The following is a 17929-nucleotide window of genomic DNA, read 5'->3' as shown; positions in this document are numbered from 1 at the left end:
GATCGCGGGCCTCGTCCAGGTCATGACCGGACAGCTGCACCACGCTCGAGGTGCGACGCCCGATCTGGTCGGTGAAGAAACGGCGGTGATAGATGCCCAGCTCCGGGTCAGGAGACACGTCCAGCGGCACCGTCTTACCCGAAGGCAGCAGCGTCGCGAAAGCGATCTCGTGGCCGCAACGGCGGCACGAAGCTGGGCGGCCCATCAGCCGGCCTCAGTGAGCGCGGGATGCTTCGGCCACCACGCCTGCACGGGGAACTCGATCGTCGAGGTGTCGCACAGGCCGCCGTGACCGGCCCAGTGCACACCGCCCGCGAGGGGCGATGACGCGCGCTGGGCGAGGGTGCCGACCTGGCCGCGTGCATCGCAGATCACCGTGTGCGGCGTACAGTCACGCAGCTCGACGAGCGTGGCGACAGTGCGGACTTCGCCTTCGGTCATGCGGACACCCCCATGAGGAAGAGCCCGAAGATGATCGCGATGCCTAAGGCTGTCGCCACGGCGCTGACTATGAGGGCTTGCCAGAACGCTCCGGCCAGCGCCTGTCGCAGCGGGTAGCCGAACGCAAGTCCGATGACGGTACTCATCGCGAAGAGTGCGACGAAAGAGACGGCGAACCAGTAGAGGGCGATTAGCGCGTTCACAGCAGGTCCTCGATCGGGAGCTGGGACAGGTCGCACAACGCGTCACGCCGCGCGTCGAGCTCGTCGTACAGTTCTTCGAGCGTTTCGCGAACCTCGTCCGGCGAGGTGACGGGCCGCCACGGCTTGCCGTCGATGTGCAGTTCGACCGTTTCGCCCCGGTCCAGGGCCCGGCACGCCACATCTGTCAGGTAGCCGACGTCGCCGTTTCCGACGGTGAAGCCGGAGCCTGAGCGTTTGAGGTAGATCATTGGTCCTCCTGAGCAAGTGCGGCGAGGTCGCGGGCGGTCTCCTCCGCCAGCTGCTCGATGTCGATTACTGCCAAGACCCGGCGGGCCTCACGGGCTGTGGGGACGTACGACGGTGCCGCGGTGATCGGGATTGGGGCGGCAGCCGGGCGGCACACAGCGCCGCGCGCCGTGGGCCGCGCTGCCGTGGCGCGGTTCTGGAGGGCGTCGGCGGCGGCAGTCCACAGAGCCGCGATCACCCGCGCTTCACGAGGGGTCGTGCCTGCCGGAGCAACGATGCGATCAGACCCACACGAACGGACGTCACCGTTGTGGTCGATGTATACGGTAGGCATCACAGGCCCCCGAACGCGGCGACGATCACCATGACCCCGATGAAGATGACGACGAACAGGGTGCAGGCCACTTCCGTTGCCTCGTCCTCTCGTAGCACCGGCGCGTCCGGATCGACCGGGCGGACCTCCACGGGTTTAGGCGGGATGATCTCGCTACGCGCAGCTTGTGAGGTGTAAGGGAGCGGGGCCGGCAAAGGCCTGTCTGGTCGAATCTGGGTAGTCATCGGGCCCTCCGGGGAAGATGACGCGACGGCTTCACGCCAGTCGCGCGTTCGATTTCGTGATCCTTATGGCCCGCCGCGACCAGGGCCGGGATGTAATCGGTGATGCTGTCCGGCTCGCACAAGTCCGCAGGCACGGGCAGCCCGGCGACGATCAGGTCACGGATCCGGCCGAGAATCACCCAGTCCGGGACTGCGGCGTGCGGGTCCCAGTCGACCGTGTGCGACGTGGCCAGGCTCGTGGCGATAGTGGCGGTGGTCATGACGTCCTCCCGGGGAACATGCGGATGTCGTCCAGCGCGACAGGCGCCAGAATCGTGCGGTGGTTCGATGAGTCGGAGATCCAGGCCATCGCCGCCGGTTCGCGGGTAGGCAGATGAGTGAAGCGGTCAATGCCGCGCACGATGTGCCACCGCCCGTACGCGCGAGCGAAAGCGTGGGTGTCGGCGGCGATCTCTTCGGCGGGCCGCATGTCGGGGACCATCACTGCTCACCCGACTCAGGATTGAGAGCCGTCTCGGCCACGACCCAGTGCCACGACCCGGCGCGGACGGTGGCCACGCGGTGTTGCTCGTCGCCGCTGCCGTCGTAGAAACGGAGCTCCGTCCCGTCCGGGCGGGCGTAGGTGGTGTGGCGTTCGGCCAAGACCCGGATGTCGGACCCGTTGGTGCCGCGCACAATCCATACAGCCGGTCGTGGGGCGATCTCGCGGACCATCGATCCCGGGGAGGGCAGCTCCACCGCGGTGTCATCGAGAGGCTGCGAGCAGTCGCGGTGCTCTGCGGTGAAGTCGGTGAGCATCCGGTGCTCGTCGTCGAGCTCGTCGGTATTGAGCTCGTCATCCGGCCCGGCAAAACCGGCAGCACCACAGCCAGCGCCGCAACGGCCACAATCGGCCTGCCAAGTGCCGTTGCCCTTCGCCTCCACGACGACGTAACCGTCGCGATTGAACGTCGAGGGGGTCGGCACCGTCATCGAGCCGCCGGAGAACTCCTCGGCCTCGACCAGGGCCGCGAGGTGGTCGGGGGCGCTCATGACGTCACCTGGCTGCAGTTGATTGGGACAGCAGTCCCGGTATAGTTAGTCACGACAGACCTACTTTCTGTTCATGGCCCCGACCAGTTGCGCCTGGTGCGGGGCCGTTTCTATGCGGCTTGACGGGCTTCGAGGAACTTCTCGACGTCGCGCTGGTTGAGTACGTACGCACCCCGGGGGCCCGGGAGCTTGGACGCTTTCAACGCTCCGCGGCTGATCGCAGCCAGGATTGTGCGCTTCGGGATGCCCGTCTCAGCAGCGACTTGGGCTGCCGACTTCGGCTCTGCGTTATTGGGCATAGGCACAAAGTAGCCACCCAGGCGCATAAGCGCAAGCATGTAATTAGGTTTGAATTATTGACCGTTGCGTAGTTGCGCCGCATAATGGACCTATGACCACAGCAAACGCACACGGCCACATCCCGCAAATTGTCCTTCGGCATCGCCTACGTATCGCGAGGGAGGAGGCAGGACTCGGGGTATCGGAACTTGCCGAACGGATGGGGGTAGCTAGGAACACCGTCGGCAACGCAGAGGCTGGAAAGGGAGTGCCCCGCAAGGTTGTTCTCAACGCCTGGGCGCTCGCCACCGGCGTTGACATCGAATGGCTCGTTACAGGAGAAAGCCCCCACCAGGGCGATCCTGATGGGGGCGACGAGTGCCCCCAGCCGGGCTCGAACCGGCGACCTGCGGATTAAAAGTCCGTAGCTCTACCAACTGAGCTATAGGGGCGTCGGACACGATACCGTCTGCCTCCGGACGCGGGTCAACGCACCCGCCCCCTGTGCGGCGGCAGTCGACTCCGTGCCCTAGAATAAGTTCCGCTGCAGACCGGCGATCCCGGTCGTGGCGTAAGCCCCCTTCGTTTAGCGGCCTAGGACACCGGCCTTTCACGCCGGCAGCGCGGGTTCGAATCCCGTAGGGGGTACGCGGGTAGAGGTCCCGGTCGCCAGAGATGGCGGCCGGGACTTCCTGCATTTCGAGACCGGTTCGCCCCTGATCCGCGACCGTCCATGCACTCGCGCGCTTGCCGCGGTGCGGGCGCGGGCGCATGGACGGGCGCGGATGCAGTGCGGGCCGACCCAACGGGGGCGGGCGCGGTGAGTGTGCAGGGGCGGAAACGGGAATTCAGCGCCGGGTCGAGAACGGTGTATCTGGGTCGAGAGCTGCGCGGATGGGGTGGGGTGGGCGCCGATTTGCGTTCTTCGTACCGCGTCTACTAATGTTCTTTCTCGTGCGAAGAGCACGGCCCTGTGGCGCAGTTGGTTAGCGCGCCGCCCTGTCACGGCGGAGGTCGCGGGTTCGAGTCCCGTCAGGGTCGCCAAAGACAGCCGGCGCATTCGGTGTTTACCGGATGCGCCGGTGGTCTTATGGCCAGGTAGCTCAGTTGGTACGAGCGTCCGCCTGAAAAGCGGAAGGTCGCCGGTTCGATCCCGGCCCTGGCCACACCGAGTACGACGCGCCGGAGGGAATTCCCTCCGGCGCGTTTTCGTTTCGGGGTTCGTCCGCCCGTCGTTATAGCGTGGACGCCATGCCATCGTCTTCCACCGAGGTCCGTGACGCGCCGGAGAAGCCCCGATCAGGACCCCGGTGGGGAATTGTTGCAGCCGTCAGCGGCCTCCTGGGTATTTTTTTGGCGATCATCGTGCCGCTGCTGCCGGTCACCCAGACCACATCGACCATCAGCTGGCCCGAGGCCGGGACACTAGAGCCCGTTACCGCGCCGCTGGTGGCGTACTACCCGCTCGATATCACTCTCGAGGTCCCGTGTGTCGCCGTGCAGGAGTTGCGGAACCAGGGGCGGGAGAACGGCGTGCTGGTCTCCACCGCGCCGCGCGAGGCTGGGGAGCAGGCCGGAGCAAGAGGGCTCATGGTGTCCGTGGCGGGGCCGAACGTCGAGGTCCGCAGTCGCAACGTCCTCATCGCCTCGGCGCCCACCGACGTGGTGGCGGGCGAGGGGGAGTGTTCGACCATTCTGGTGGCAGCCGATTCGGGATCGATCGGCGCCGAGTTCCTGGGCCTCGAGGTCGACGGACAGGGTGTGGGTGGCCGGATCGACGCGGATCTGCGGCCCCAGGTCGTGGGCGTCTTCACGGACCTGCGAGGTGCCGCACCGGAGGGCATGTCCGTGGACATCACGGTCGATTCCCGCTACACCACCCAGGCGACAGTCATCAAGCAGATCTCTATCGTGGTGGGCATCCTCGCGATCATCCTGGCACTGGTGGCGTTGCACCGTCTGGACCTGCGGGACGGGCGAGCCGGTAGACGCGTCCTGGCACCGGGCTGGTGGAAGCCACGCCCGCTCGACCTGGGTGTGACGGCGACGCTCCTGGTGTGGCACATCATCGGGGCCAACACCGCTGACGACGGCTACATCCTCACCGAGGCCAGAGCGGCGGTCTCCAGTGGCTACATGCCTGAGGTGTTCCGTTACTACGGCGCCCCGTACGCGCCGTTCGGCATGCCCTACTACCTGTACACCGCCATGAGTGAGATCTCGTTGGGCAGTGTCTGGCTCCGCCTGCCCGCGCTGCTGTTGGGCATCGGTTCGTGGATCCTGCTCTCTCGTGAGGTGATCCCACGACTGGGCATCGCCGCGCGGCGTGCCCCCGCGGTCCGGTGGAGTACCGCCGCCGTATTCCTTGCGTTCTGGCTCACCTACAACAACGGACTGCGACCCGAGCCGATCGTCGCCTTCGGCGTGCTGGCCACCTGGGTCTCGCTCGAACGTGCCATCGCCACGGGCCGGCTGCTGCCTGCGGCGGCCGGCCTCATCATCGGTGGCCTGACCCTGTCCGCGGCGCCAACGGGGACGTTCTGCATCGCCGCCATCATCGCGGCGTCGCGCCCGCTGCTCCTGCTCGTCATCCGACGCGCCAAGCGCGACGGCTGGGTGCCCACCGTGGCACCACTGCTGGCGGCAGGAATGGGAGTTCTGCACCTGATCTTCCTGGATCAGCCGTTGTTGACCACGTTGCAGTCCTCGGCGCTTCTCGGCGATGTGGGGCCGACGGGCCGGTGGTTCGAGGAGGTGTGGCGCTACGAGTGGCTCATGAATCAGACCCCGGACGGGTCGATGGCCCGACGTTTCGCGGTGCTGACCATGCTCCTGTCTCTCATCACCTGTGCAGCGATCCTCTTCCGCAAGGGCCGGATCCCCGGCGTCTCTGTCGGGCCGGCCCGACGCATTGTGGGACTGGCCGCCATCTCCATCGCGTTCATGGCGTTCAACCCCACCAAGTGGACGCATCACTTCGGCGCGTTCGCCACGATCGGTGCCGCGCTCGCCGCGCTGGTGACGATGGCGGTCCTGCCCGCCGCGACACGTTCGCTGCGTAACCGGATGCTGTTCCTGGCTGCGGTGTTCTTTGTCCTGGCACTGAGTTTCACCTCCACCAACGGTTGGTGGTACATCTCCATCTACGGCATCCCGTGGGGCGGCACCCAGCCTTCGATCGCCGGGATCACACTGTCTTCGGTGTTCGTCGGACTCATGGCTTTGGCGTTGATAATGGCCCTGTTCCTGCACTATCGGGAGCCGTTCATGAGGCAGGACCGGCCTGTGCGCAGGCGCGCCGACCGCGGGTCCCTGGCCGGTGTCGTCCGAGAGATCTCGCATGCACCCCTGGGGCTGGCGGCGGCCCTCGTCGTCGTCATTATCGTGGCGTCCATGGCCGCGGCGGTCCGCAACCAGTACCCCGCCTATTCGGTGGGCCTGCAGAACCTCCGCGCTCTGTCCGGTAAACCGTGCGGTATCGCCGACGCCGTGCTGGCGGAGCCCGATGTCAGCGCGGGGCTGCTCTCGCCGGTGGGCGAACCCCGCGATCAGTTGGAGGCCGGCGGCTCCGCGGAGTTCGGCCCCGACGGGATCTCGCAGGACCTCACGGCCACCCAGGCCGTCGACACCGACACCCCCGGCACCGGCGAGGACTCGGACGCCACGTCCACGACCGCGGGCACGGAGGGTGGCGTTCGCGCGGGCGAGGGCATCAACGGCAGCCACGCCGTCCTGCCCTTCGGCCTCGACCCGAGCCGGGTGCCCGTGCTCGGCAGTTACCAGTCCGGTGCGCAGCTCAACGCCGAGACCACCACCGACTGGTACCCGCTCCCAGAGCCGTCCGAGCGAGGCCCGCTCATCACCGTCGCGGTGGCCGGCGCGTTCGGGCCCGATGCCGTGCACGTCGAGTACGCCACCGGCGACGGACAGTTCGTCCCCGCCGGCGCGGTCACGCCGGAGGACATCGGACCCGCCCCCTCGTGGCGGAACCTGCGTGTGCCGATGGACACGTTGCCCGAGGACGTCGTCGCCATCCGACTGGTGGTCCGCGACGTCGACCCGGACCCGTCACGGTGGATCGCGTTCACCCCGCCCCGGATGCCGCAACTCGTCACCATGCAGGAAATGGTCGGCGAGAGTACCGCGGTGCTGCCGGACTGGGCCGTGGCGTTCCACGTGCCCTGCATGCGGCCGTTCGACGAGTACGCCGGCATCCACGAGCTGCCCGAGTACCGCATCCTTCCCGACCGCGGCCTCGCGGTGAGTTCCACCAACACCTGGCAGGCGTGGGACGGCGGCGGCCCGATCGGGTTCATCGAGCTTCTGCTCGAGGGCGAGACCGTGCCGACCTATCTCGAGCACGACTGGGACCGCGACTGGGGCTCGCTCGTTCGTTACACGCCCCTCGTGCCCGAGGCCCGCGAGGCGACGGTCGAGCACGGCGAGGCCGTACGGTCGGGGCTGTGGAACGGGGGACCGCTGGCCCGGTGACCGGCTAACATCGCCCCCGGAACTAGAAGCAAGGACTTCCAAGTAACCGCATACGCAGAGTGGAGACGCACATGTCCGTGACGGAGAAGCAGTTCGAGAACATCCTGGTGGAGCAGAAGGACCGCGTCGCGGTGATCACGCTCAACCGCCCCAAGGCCCTCAACGCGCTGAGCAGCGCCATGGAGAAGGAGGTCGTTGAGGCGGTCGAGGCCCTGGACAGCGAGCCCGGGGTCGGGTGCATCGTCATCACGGGCTCGGAGAAGGCCTTCGCCGCCGGCGCCGACATCAAGGAGATGAAGGATAAGACCTACCCCGGCATCTACCTCGAGCGCTTCTTCCATGACTGGAAGCGGCTCACCGCTGCCCGCACCCCGATCATCGCGGCCGTGTCCGGCTTCGCTCTGGGCGGCGGCTGTGAGCTGGCCATGATGTGCGACATGATCATCGCCGGCGACAACGCCAAGTTCGGGCAGCCGGAGATCACCCTCGGCGTGATCCCGGGCATGGGCGGCTCGCAGCGCCTCACCCGCGCCGTGGGCAAGGCCAAGGCCATGGATCTGTGCCTGACCGGCCGCCAGATGGACGCCGCCGAGGCCGAGCGCTCCGGCCTGGTCACCCGCGTCGTTCCCGCCGCCGACCTTCTCGACGAGGCCATGAAAGTCGCCGACAAGATCGCCTCGATGAGCAAGACCACTGCGATCGTCGCGAAGCAGGCCGTCAACCGCTCGTTCGAGACGACCCTCGAGGAGGGGCTGCTCGCCGAGCAGAACGCCTTCTACGCCCTGTTCGCCACCGAGGACCAGTCCGAGGGGATGTCGGCGTTCGCCGAGAAGCGGAAGCCCGAGTGGCGTCGCTGAACCACATCGACGACCCCGCCGGGGACGGGAGCGGGCGCGTCGACGCCCGCCGCGTCCCCGGCGACCCGTTGCCAGTGTTGGTCCTGACGGGCTACCTGGGCGCCGGCAAGACCACCCTGCTCAACCACCTGCTCTCCGGCGCGCCGGGACTGCGGATCGCGGCGATAGTCAACGACTTCGGAGACGTCAACGTGGACGCCGACGCCGTCGCGGGCCGTGTTGACGACATGGTCTCCATGACTAATGGTTGCGTGTGCTGCGAGGTCGACGCCAGTGAGCTGGGCGAGGCACTGACCCGCCTGGCGGGTCCGGATCTCGGCATGGATCTGGCGGTGATCGAGGCGAGCGGTCTGGCCGAGCCGGCGATCCTGTCCCGGATGGTGCACGACGTGCCCCTTGAGGTGGCTCGGCATGCGGGGATGGTTCAGGTGGTCGACGCCGAGGGCCTCGACGACGCCCTCGCGCGCCACCCGCAGCTGGCTACCCACCTCGAAGAAGCGGACCTCGTCGTCGTCAACAAGTGCGACCTCATCACCATGAAACGGTTCGATGAGCTCCGCGCGACGATCCGAACCCACGCGCCCCGTGTCGCGGTGCTGCCGGCGGTCCGCGCCGCCGTTCCTGCCGGGCTGTTGCTGGGAATGGAGCCGGGGCCTGTTCCGACGGACGTCGATCGCGACGAGCATCACGCGCACCTCCACGACGGCTACACCGCCATCACGCTGACGCCGGATGGGCACCTGCATCCGCGACGATTTCTCAGCGCGCTTTCCTCGCCACCGGCCGGGGCGTACCGCGCCAAGGGGACACTGACCCTGGCCACCGCCGATGGTCCGCGCCGGTACGAGGTAGCTCTCGTGGGACGGCGGGTGGAATTGCGCGCGGTAGCGGAGGCCGCCACGGGGGACGGCGGGGGCGCGGCACCTGACGGCCTGGTGGTGATCGGCGTCGACATGGACGACGACGACGTCGCCCGCTTTCTCGATCACGCCCTGCTGTCCGCCGGCGAGGAGGTCGACGCCGACGCCGTTCTCGGCCTACACCCATATCTGGTCGGCGCCCCGGACGCCAGCGACGTCGAGGAATGGATCTACGACGAGCAACGCTCCACGCCGCTCACGGGCACGGCGGCCATGCTTGCGGACCCGGAGGATCCTGAGGCATTCGATCCAGCTTTCACGCCCTGACCGGGGCATGTACGGAAAGCGGTACCGGGTACCCCCGTAAACTTCGCCGCCCGTCAACGATCCGGGCGGCGGCACCCCCGCCGCGTGCGTATAGTGACCTCACGACTGAGATGTGTGGCACTGGCGGGGGGAGTTCTCCGGCCCGCGCCGGGGGTGCAGCACGGACGGGGAGGAGACCTCGTGGACGAGGAGAACAGCGGCCGAGGCGACGGTCCGGGCGATGCGCAGCGGCGCAAGCGCGACCTCGCGTCGGTACGCAGTGCCATCGCGGCCCTGCGCGAGTCCACGGGGATCCCCGTGACCATCGGCGGAGTGGTGGGCGAAGGGCACACGCTGGTGCTCTCCGAATCCCTCGGGATGCGCACCTCCGCGATGAAGGACCTGAAGGTCCACTACGGTGCCGGGGTCGGCGGGCGTGTCATGGCCACCGGAAAGCCCGTCGGTGTGGCCGACTACCCGCGCGCCGGGGTCATCACCCACGAGTACGACCTGCCGGTGCTGTCCGAGGGTCTGCGCTCAATGGCCGCCATTCCCGTCGTGGTGGGCAAGGACGTCCGCGCGGTGCTCTACGCCGGCGTCCACTCCTCCGTGCGGTTCGGGGAGAAGGTTCTCAATCAGATGGCAGCCACGGCCCGCGCCCTTGAGCAGGAGATCGCGGTCAACGACGCCCTGGCCGCCCGCGGTGCGGCTCCCGTCGGCCCCGGCTCGGGTGAGGGTCGTTGGGACGACGTGCTGTCGAACGAACGGATGCGTGACACCCACGCCCGACTTCGCATGCTGGCCTCGCGCACCGAGGACCCAGACGTACGGGCCGAACTCGAGCGCATCTGCGCCGAGATGGTCTCACCACCGCCCGAGATGCCCACGGCTCGGCTCTCCCGCCGCGAACTCGACGTCTTGGCGTGCGTGGCCCAGGGCAAAACCAACATCGAGACGGCGGCCGACATGGGCATCGGCGCGGAAACCGTGAAGAGCTACCTGCGGTCGGTGATGCGCAAGCTCGATGCACACACCCGGTTCGAGGCGGTCAACGCGGCGCGCCGCATGGGCGCGCTGCCCTGACGCGTGGCCGCGTCAGCGTTCGCCGCCCGGCACCCACAGCACGTCGCCCTCGGGGTTGACGACCCGCCCCACGACGAACAGCAGGTCCGAGAGCCGGTTGAGGTACTTGGCGGGCAGGACCGACGTGGTCTCCGGATGTGCCTCGACCGCCGACCACGCGGCACGCTCCGCACGACGCGCGACGGTCCGCGCCACATGAAGGTACGCGCCGCCCGGAGTGCCCCCGGGGAGGATGAACGAGTGGAGATCCGGCAGCTCGGCGTTGAACTCGTCGATCCAGCCTTCGAGTCGGTCGATGTACGCCTGCTCGATTCGCAGCGGCGGGTACTTGGGGTTCTCCTCAAGTGGGGTCGCGAGATCGGCTCCGGCGTCAAAAAGGTCGTTCTGAACGGTGCGCAGAACCGCGGCCACACGCTCGTCTAGACCGCCGAGAGTCAATGCGACACCGATCGCGGCATTGGCCTCGTCACAGTCCGCGTAGGCGATCAGTCGCGCATCGTTCTTACTCACACGTGAGAAATCGGAGAGGCCCGTGGTCCCGTCGTCGCCGGTCCGGGTATAGATCTTCGTCAGATGAACAGCCATGACACTCAACTTACGCGGCTAACCAGCGCGGCGAGCCGCCAGCGCATTTCGCGGATCGGGCAGGGTTCTCGCCTAGTGTGGACGCGTGAGCGCTAATCCCACTTCCCGCGAGGAGAGTTTCCTCGTCACCGGCGGTACGCGGCTGGCCGGAGAGGTCTCGGTCGCCGGTGCCAAGAACAGTGTCCTCAAACTGATGGCGGTGGCGCTCATGGCAGAGGGCAGGACAACGCTGACCAACTGCCCCACGATCTCGGACGTTCCGGCGATGGCCGAGGTCCTGCGCCATCTCGGCTGCGAGATCGAGATCTCCGGTGACACGGTGGTGATCGACACCCCGGCTGAGCTCGGTCACGTCGCTGACGACAAAGCCGCCCAGCGACTCCGAGCCTCGGTCTGCATCCTCGGACCGCTGGTCGGTCGTCATCACCGTGCCGTGCTGGCGATGCCCGGTGGGGACGCCATCGGCAGCCGACCGCTCAACTGGCACCAGAACGGCCTGAACGCACTTGGCGCCGAGACCAAGATGGACCACGGTCGGCTGGTTGCCGAGGCCACAAAGCTCCGCGGCGCCCGCTACGCGCTGAGCTTTCCCTCCGTTGGCGCCACCGAGACCTTCGTGACGGCCGCGGTGCTGGCAGAGGGCACCTCGGTGCTCGAGAACGCCGCGCGTGAGCCCGAGATCGTCGATATCTGTGCCCTTCTCTCTGAAATGGGCGCGCGGATCACGGGAGCCGGTTCCAGCACCATCACCATCGAGGGCGTGCGCGAGCTGCGTCCGGTCAGTCATCGGGTGGTGGGGGACAGAATCGTCGCCGCCACGTGGGCGATGGGTGCGGTCATGACTCGTGGCGACGTCAAGGTGACCGGTATCGACCCGATGTTCATCCACGTGGTCCTCGAGAACCTTCGAGCCCAGGGCGCAGAGGTGGAGACCGGAGCCGACTGGATCCGGGTCAGCCAGGACGGCAGGCCACGAGCCCGCGACATCCGCACTCTCCCTTTCCCCGGATTCCCCACAGACCTGCAGCCGATGGCGATCGCTCTGGCCTCGGTCTCCGAGGGTATGTCCGTGGTCACCGAGAATCTCTTCGAGGCGCGGTTCCGCTTCGTCGAGGAGATGGTGCGCATGGGTGTCAACGCCGAGACCGACGGACATCACGCCAAGATCGTCGGGCGTGAACGTCTGGATTCCGCAACGGTGTGGGCTAGCGACATCCGCGCCGGCGCCGGGCTCGTGCTGGCCGGCATGTGTGCTGACGATGTGACCGAGGTGTGCGAGATCTTCCACGTCGACCGCGGCTATTCGGACTTCGTCGGCAACGTCCGTTCCCTGGGCGGGATGATCGAACGGGTTCCCACTCACCGCTGATGCGGCTTTTGGCGGGTTGACCTGGGGATTTGGCTTTTGGTGGGGGCGGGTGTAACTTTATCGGAGCCGCCAGGGAGTGGGGGTTCGGGCCGAGAGGTTCGGGTCTTCGGTTCGGGCGGTTGCTTTGTGCGAGTGGGTTCGCGAAGTCCGGTTTTGACTGGGTGGTGCGGGTCGGCTACGCTGGAGAAGTTGCCTCGAGTCGGGGTGGCGGTGAGGTTGTCTGCCTCGTGAGCTGGGAGTTCTTCGGGATTCTTGGGGAGCGGTGTGCGGGTGTTGTTTGAGAACTCAACAGTGTGTTTTGTTTGTGATAGTGCCAAATTTTTTGTTTGGTTGCGACCCTTTCACATCCCTGTCGTGGGGGTCGCGTTTTTGGAACAGCCAGTTTTTGGTTTGTTTCTGTTTGCTTGGATTGTGCTTTTCGTAGTGCTGAGAAGCTTTTATGGAGAGTTTGATCCTGGCTCAGGACGAACGCTGGCGGCGTGCTTAACACATGCAAGTCGAACGGTAAGGCCCCTTCGGGGGTACACGAGTGGCGAACGGGTGAGTAACACGTGGGTAATCTGCCCTGCACTTCGGGATAAGCCTGGGAAACTGGGTCTAATACCGGATATGACTTCTGGCCGCATGGTCTGGGAGTGGAAAGTTTTTCGGTGCAGGATGAGTCCGCGGCCTATCAGCTTGTTGGTGGGGTAATGGCCTACCAAGGCGACGACGGGTAGCCGGCCTGAGAGGGTGATCGGCCACACTGGGACTGAGACACGGCCCAGACTCCTACGGGAGGCAGCAGTGGGGAATATTGCACAATGGGCGGAAGCCTGATGCAGCGACGCCGCGTGGGGGATGACGGTCTTCGGATTGTAAACCCCTTTCAGTAGGGACGAAGCGCAAGTGACGGTACCTGCAGAAGAAGCACCGGCTAACTACGTGCCAGCAGCCGCGGTAATACGTAGGGTGCGAGCGTTGTCCGGAATTACTGGGCGTAAAGAGCTCGTAGGCGGTTTGTCACGTCGTCTGTGAAATCCTTCGGCTTAACCGGGGGCGTGCAGGCGATACGGGCAGACTTGAGTACTACAGGGGAGACTGGAATTCCTGGTGTAGCGGTGAAATGCGCAGATATCAGGAGGAACACCGGTGGCGAAGGCGGGTCTCTGGGTAGTAACTGACGCTGAGGAGCGAAAGCATGGGTAGCGAACAGGATTAGATACCCTGGTAGTCCATGCCGTAAACGGTGGGCGCTAGGTGTGGGGTCCTTCCACGGACTCCGTGCCGTAGCTAACGCATTAAGCGCCCCGCCTGGGGAGTACGGCCGCAAGGCTAAAACTCAAAGGAATTGACGGGGGCCCGCACAAGCGGCGGAGCATGTGGATTAATTCGATGCAACGCGAAGAACCTTACCTAGGCTTGACATATACAGGACGACGGCAGAGATGTCGTTTCCCTTGTGGCTTGTATACAGGTGGTGCATGGTTGTCGTCAGCTCGTGTCGTGAGATGTTGGGTTAAGTCCCGCAACGAGCGCAACCCCTGTCTCATGTTGCCAGCACGTAATGGTGGGGACTCGTGAGAGACTGCCGGGGTCAACTCGGAGGAAGGTGGGGATGACGTCAAATCATCATGCCCCTTATGTCTAGGGCTTCACACATGCTACAATGGCTAGTACAGAGGGCTGCGAGACCGTGAGGTGGAGCGAATCCCTTAAAGCTAGTCTCAGTTCGGATTGGGGTCTGCAACTCGACCCCATGAAGTCGGAGTCGCTAGTAATCGCAGATCAGCATTGCTGCGGTGAATACGTTCCCGGGCCTTGTACACACCGCCCGTCACGTCATGAAAGTCGGTAACACCCGAAGCCGGTGGCCTAACCCCGTGTGGGAGGGAGCCGTCGAAGGTGGGATCGGCGATTGGGACGAAGTCGTAACAAGGTAGCCGTACCGGAAGGTGCGGCTGGATCACCTCCTTTCTAAGGAGCACTCACCATCTTCGGGTGGTCAGAGTTAGCGCAGGGTTCGCGTCCGAATGTGGCGCGCTCTGTGGCTCAATTGGGTGGAACACTATTGCGTAGGGCTCGCCGTGATCGGCGGTATCAGGTTGCAGGATCTGGTGCTGGCGTTAGCGTGGTCCGGGACAAAACACACTGTTGGGTGTCTGAAACAACACCATCGTGCCCTTGGTTGTTGCAGGGGTGTGGTTGTTTCTGATGGCACTGATTCTCGATATGCCGGCCAGGTTTGTGGTGGGTGTGGGTGGGGTTGGTGTGTGTTGTTTGAGAACTGCACAGTGGACGCGAGCATCTTTAATTGTTTGTGAATGTAAGTGTGTAAGAGCACACGGTGGATGCCTTGGCACCAAGAGCCGATGAAGGACGTAGTAGGCTGCGATAAGCCTCGGGGAGCTGTCTAACGAGCTGTGATCCGAGGGTGTCCGAATGGGGAAACCCAGCACGCGTTATGGCGTGTTACCCGTATCTGAATACATAGGGTGCGTGGAGGGAACGCGGGGAAGTGAAACATCTCAGTACCCGCAGGAAGAGAAAACAATAGTGATTCCGTCAGTAGCGGCGAGCGAACGCGGATCAGGCTAAACCGCATGCGTGTGATACCCGGCAGGGGTTGCGTGTGTGGTGTTGTGGGGCATAATGTCCCGGTTCTGCCGGACCGGGCGTCGATTGATCGCGGGTTAGGGGAACGACTTGGAAGGGTCGGCCGGAGAGGGTGAGAGTCCCGTACCTGAAAACCTTGTGGCGGGGCGATTTGTGTTCCCAAGTAGCAGCGGGCCCGTGAAATCTGCTGTGAATCTGCCGGGACCACCCGGTAAGCCTAAATACTTCTTGGTGACCGATAGCGGATTAGTACCGTGAGGGAATGGTGAAAAGTACCCCGGGAGGGGAGTGAAATAGTACCTGAAACCGTGTGCTTACAATCCGTCAGAGGCTTTAGGGCTGATGGCGTGCCTTTTGAAGAATGAGCCTGCGAGTTAGTGGTATGTCGCGAGGTTAACCCGTGTGGGGAAGCCGTAGCGAAAGCGAGTCCTAATAGGGCGAGTGTAGTGGCATGCTCTAGACCCGAAGCGGAGTGATCTACCCATGGCCAGTGTGAAGCGACGGTAAGACGTCGTGGAGGCGCGAACCCACTTAGGTTGAAAACTGAGGGGATGAGTTGTGGGTAGGGGTGAAAGGCCAATCAAACTCCGTGATAGCTGGTTCTCCCCGAAATGCATTTAGGTGCAGCGTCGCATGTTTCACCTCGGAGGTAGAGCTACTGGATGGCCGATGGGCCCTACAAGGTTACTGACGTCAGCCAAACTCCGAATGCCGAGGTGTGAGAGTGCGGCAGTGAGACTGTGGGGGATAAGCTTCATAGTCGAGAGGGAAACAGCCCAGATCGCCGGCTAAGGCCCCTAAGCGTGTACTAAGTGGAAAAGGATGTGGGATCGCTGAGACAGCCAGGAGGTTGGCTTAGAAGCAGCCACCCTTGAAAGAGTGCGTAATAGCTCACTGGTCAAGTGGTCCTGCGCCGACAATTTAGCGGGGCTCAAGTACACCGCCGAAGCCGCGGCACTCACACAATAACCTCCTCCGGGCAGGTGTGTGGGTGGGTAGGGGAGCGTCGTGTGGCCATAGAAGCGCCGGAGTGATCCAGGTGTGGAGGCCACACGAGTGAGAATGCAGGCATGAGTAGCGAAAGACGAGTGAGAAACTCGTCCGCCGGATGACCAAGGGTTCCTGGGTCAAGTTAATCTTCCCAGGGTGAGTCGGGACCTAAGGCGAGGCCGACAGGCGTAGTCGATGGACAACGGGTTGATATTCCCGTACCCGTGTGTGCGCGCCCATGGTGAATCAGTGATACTAACCGCCCTGAATGTCCTAGAGCATCCTTCGGGATGACGTGGATTGGATGCGCGGGACCTGAACTGGTAGTAGCCAAGCGATGGGGTGACGCAGGAAGGTAGCTGGGCCAGTCAGTGGTTGTACTGGTGTAAGAGTGTAGGCCGTGACATAGGCAAATCCGTGTCACATTAAGGCTGAGACTTGATGCATACCCGTTGTGGGGAATTCAGTGATCCTATGCTGCCGAGAAAAGCCTCTAGTGAGTTCATACACGGCCCGTACCCCAAACCAACACAGGTGGTCAGGTAGAGAATACCAAGGCGATCGAGAGAACTGTGGTTAAGGAACTCGGCAAAATGCCCCCGTAACTTCGGGAGAAGGGGGACCATGCCCGGTGACGGTCTTTACGGCTTGAGCTGGGTGTGGTCGCAGAGACCAGAGAGAAGCGACTGTTTACTAAAAACACAGGTCCGTGCGAAGACGTAAGTCGATGTATACGGACTGACGCCTGCCCGGTGCTGGAAGGTTAAGAGGACCGGTTAGCCGCAAGGCGAAGCTGAGAATTTAAGCCCCAGTAAACGGCGGTGGTAACTATAACCATCCTAAGGTAGCGAAATTCCTTGTCGGGTAAGTTCCGACCTGCACGAATGGCGTAACGACTTCTCTGCTGTCTCGACCACAGACTCGGCGAAATTGCACTACGAGTAAAGATGCTCGTTACGCGCGGCAGGACGAAAAGACCCCGGGACCTTTACTATAGTTTGGTATTGGCGTTCGATTCGGTTTGTGTAGGATAGGTGGGAGACTGTGAAGCATGCACGCCAGTGTGTGTGGAGTCGTTGTTGAAATACCACTCTGATCGTATTGAACGTCTAACCTCGGCCCATGATCTGGGTTAGGGACAGTGCCTGATGGGTAGTTTAACTGGGGCGGTTGCCTCCTAAAGAGTAACGGAGGCGCCCAAAGGTTCCCTCAGCCTGGATGGCAATCAGGTGTTGAGTGCAAGTGCACAAGGGAGCTTGACTGTGAGACTGACACGTCGAGCAGGGACGAAAGTCGGGACTAGTGATCCGGCACCGGCAAGTGGAAGCGGTGTCGCTCAACGGATAAAAGGTACCCCGGGGATAACAGGCTGATCTTCCCCAAGAGTCCATATCGACGGGATGGTTTGGCACCTCGATGTCGGCTCGTCGCATCCTGGGGCTGGAGTAGGTCCCAAGGGTTGGGCTGTTCGCCCATTAAAGCGGCACGCGAGCTGGGTTTAGAACGTCGTGAGACAGTTCGGTCTCTATCCGCCGCGCGCGTAAGAAACTTGAGGAAGGCTGTCCCTAGTACGAGAGGACCGGGACGGACGAACCTCTGGTGTGCCAGTTGTTCCACCAGGAGCATCGCTGGTTAGCTACGTTCGGAAGGGATAACCGCTGAAAGCATCTAAGCGGGAAGCCTGTTCCAAGATGAGGTTTCTCACCACCATTGCGTGGTTAAGGCCCCCCACAGACCATGGGGTTGATAGGCCGGAACTGGAAGCGCAGCAATGCGTGAAGGTGACCGGTACTAATCGGCCGAGGGCTTACACACAAATCAAGCCTAAGAATTGTTACGCGTCCACTGTGCAGTATCTGAAACAACACACCCGCACCAGTTTGTGGTGTGGGCCTTGTTTCGCAGAGTTACGGCGGCCATAGCGGCAGGGAAACGCCCGGTCCCATTCCGAACCCGGAAGCTAAGCCTGCCAGCGCCGATGGTACTGCACTCGTGAGGGTGTGGGAGAGTAGGTCACCGCCGAACACAACTTCA

17 protein-coding genes, 4 tRNA genes and 3 rRNA genes are annotated in these 17929 nt (G+C 64.0%); 12 read left to right on the top strand and 12 right to left on the bottom strand.

What is annotated here, in order from left to right; all coding sequences use genetic code 11:
• The 10 genes from ON04_RS15620 to ON04_RS15580 all read right to left on the bottom strand — a co-directional run.
• The coding region (locus ON04_RS15620) for a hypothetical protein (RefSeq protein ID WP_010542579.1) at positions 1-205 on the bottom strand (205 nt) is incomplete at its 3' end.
• Positions 205-441, bottom strand: a complete 237-nt coding sequence (locus ON04_RS15615; protein ID WP_010542578.1) for a hypothetical protein — start codon at positions 439-441, stop codon at positions 205-207. The genes ON04_RS15615 and ON04_RS15620, both read right to left, overlap by 1 nt.
• The gene (locus ON04_RS15610; protein WP_010542577.1) at positions 438-644 is read right to left on the bottom strand and encodes a hypothetical protein; all 207 of its coding nucleotides are present in this window, start codon (positions 642-644) and stop codon (positions 438-440) included. Before ON04_RS15610 ends, ON04_RS15615 begins: the two co-directional genes overlap by 4 nt.
• Complete coding sequence (locus ON04_RS15605) at positions 641-892, bottom strand: hypothetical protein (RefSeq protein ID WP_010542576.1); 252 nt, start codon at positions 890-892, stop codon at positions 641-643. Before ON04_RS15605 ends, ON04_RS15610 begins: the two co-directional genes overlap by 4 nt.
• Positions 889-1128, bottom strand: a complete 240-nt coding sequence (locus ON04_RS15600; RefSeq protein WP_010542575.1) for a hypothetical protein — start codon at positions 1126-1128, stop codon at positions 889-891. The genes ON04_RS15605 and ON04_RS15600 overlap by 4 nt, the downstream gene beginning before the upstream one ends.
• A gap of 95 nt (positions 1129-1223) precedes the next feature.
• Entirely contained in the window at positions 1224-1448 is a 225-nt protein-coding gene (locus tag ON04_RS16580) for a hypothetical protein (protein WP_141564832.1), read from the bottom strand.
• The gene (locus tag ON04_RS15595; RefSeq protein ID WP_010542574.1) at positions 1445-1708 is read right to left on the bottom strand and encodes a hypothetical protein; all 264 of its coding nucleotides are present in this window, start codon (positions 1706-1708) and stop codon (positions 1445-1447) included. Before ON04_RS15595 ends, ON04_RS16580 begins: the two co-directional genes overlap by 4 nt.
• The gene (locus ON04_RS15590) at positions 1705-1917 is read right to left on the bottom strand and encodes a hypothetical protein (protein ID WP_238529352.1); all 213 of its coding nucleotides are present in this window, start codon (positions 1915-1917) and stop codon (positions 1705-1707) included. The genes ON04_RS15595 and ON04_RS15590 overlap by 4 nt, the downstream gene beginning before the upstream one ends.
• A gap of 11 nt (positions 1918-1928) precedes the next feature.
• On the bottom strand, positions 1929-2480 hold the full coding sequence (locus ON04_RS15585; protein WP_010542572.1) for a hypothetical protein: 552 nt from the start codon (positions 2478-2480) through the stop codon (positions 1929-1931).
• A gap of 110 nt (positions 2481-2590) precedes the next feature.
• Positions 2591-2779, bottom strand: coding sequence for a helix-turn-helix domain-containing protein (locus ON04_RS15580; RefSeq protein WP_158217850.1), 189 nt, complete (start codon positions 2777-2779; stop codon positions 2591-2593).
• Between the two features lie 92 nt (positions 2780-2871).
• Between ON04_RS15580 and ON04_RS16340 the strand changes: the two genes are divergently transcribed.
• The gene (locus ON04_RS16340; protein ID WP_010542570.1) at positions 2872-3177 is read left to right on the top strand and encodes a helix-turn-helix transcriptional regulator; all 306 of its coding nucleotides are present in this window, start codon (positions 2872-2874) and stop codon (positions 3175-3177) included.
• On the opposite strand, the gene ON04_RS15575 is transcribed toward ON04_RS16340, so the two are convergent.
• Positions 3139-3211 (bottom strand) — tRNA-Lys (locus tag ON04_RS15575). The two genes, ON04_RS16340 and ON04_RS15575, sit on opposite strands and share 39 nt — an antisense overlap.
• 123 nt (positions 3212-3334) lie before the next feature.
• On the opposite strand from ON04_RS15575, the gene ON04_RS15570 reads away from it, so the two are divergent.
• The 7 genes from ON04_RS15570 (at position 3335) to ON04_RS15540 (ending at position 10356) form a co-directional block, all read left to right on the top strand.
• Positions 3335-3407, top strand: a tRNA-Glu gene (locus ON04_RS15570).
• 319 nt (positions 3408-3726) lie between these two features.
• Positions 3727-3803, top strand: a tRNA-Asp gene (locus ON04_RS15565).
• Between the two features lie 48 nt (positions 3804-3851).
• Positions 3852-3925, top strand: a tRNA-Phe gene (locus ON04_RS15560).
• Positions 3926-4010: 85 nt separating this feature from the next.
• Positions 4011-7250 (top strand): arabinosyltransferase domain-containing protein, encoded by a 3240-nt coding sequence (locus ON04_RS15555; protein WP_010542569.1) that lies wholly within the window; start codon positions 4011-4013, stop codon positions 7248-7250.
• A gap of 71 nt (positions 7251-7321) precedes the next feature.
• A complete protein-coding gene (locus ON04_RS15550) occupies positions 7322-8107 on the top strand; it encodes an enoyl-CoA hydratase (RefSeq protein ID WP_010542568.1) in 786 nt (261 codons plus the stop codon).
• Complete coding sequence (locus ON04_RS15545) at positions 8095-9294, top strand: CobW family GTP-binding protein (RefSeq protein ID WP_010542567.1); 1200 nt, start codon at positions 8095-8097, stop codon at positions 9292-9294. Before ON04_RS15550 ends, ON04_RS15545 begins: the two co-directional genes overlap by 13 nt.
• Positions 9295-9474: 180 nt before the next feature.
• Positions 9475-10356: a LuxR C-terminal-related transcriptional regulator gene (locus ON04_RS15540; protein WP_010542566.1), complete on the top strand. Its 882-nt coding sequence runs from the start codon at positions 9475-9477 to the stop codon at positions 10354-10356.
• 12 nt (positions 10357-10368) lie between these two features.
• On the opposite strand, the gene ON04_RS15535 is transcribed toward ON04_RS15540, so the two are convergent.
• Positions 10369-10941: a cob(I)yrinic acid a,c-diamide adenosyltransferase gene (locus tag ON04_RS15535; protein WP_010542565.1), complete on the bottom strand. Its 573-nt coding sequence runs from the start codon at positions 10939-10941 to the stop codon at positions 10369-10371.
• Positions 10942-11026: 85 nt separating this feature from the next.
• On the opposite strand from ON04_RS15535, the gene murA reads away from it, so the two are divergent.
• The 4 genes from murA (at position 11027) to rrf (ending at position 17920) form a co-directional block, all read left to right on the top strand.
• Positions 11027-12310: a UDP-N-acetylglucosamine 1-carboxyvinyltransferase gene (gene murA / locus ON04_RS15530; RefSeq protein ID WP_010542564.1), complete on the top strand. Its 1284-nt coding sequence runs from the start codon at positions 11027-11029 to the stop codon at positions 12308-12310.
• A gap of 436 nt (positions 12311-12746) precedes the next feature.
• Positions 12747-14266, top strand: a 16S ribosomal RNA gene (locus ON04_RS15525).
• Positions 14267-14613: 347 nt separating this feature from the next.
• A 23S ribosomal RNA gene (locus ON04_RS15520) occupies positions 14614-17710 on the top strand.
• A gap of 93 nt (positions 17711-17803) precedes the next feature.
• Positions 17804-17920, top strand: a 5S ribosomal RNA gene (gene rrf, locus ON04_RS15515).
• Together the 16S, 23S and 5S rRNA genes form the textbook arrangement of a ribosomal RNA operon.
• Positions 17921-17929 lie beyond the last annotated feature (9 nt).

Origin of the sequence: Dietzia alimentaria 72 (assembly GCF_000226215.1) — a bacterium.
In the GTDB taxonomy this organism is placed as follows: domain Bacteria; phylum Actinomycetota; class Actinomycetes; order Mycobacteriales; family Mycobacteriaceae; genus Dietzia; species Dietzia alimentaria.
Note: the sequence above shows the minus strand (reverse complement) of the source record. Positions and strands in the feature narration are given on the sequence as shown.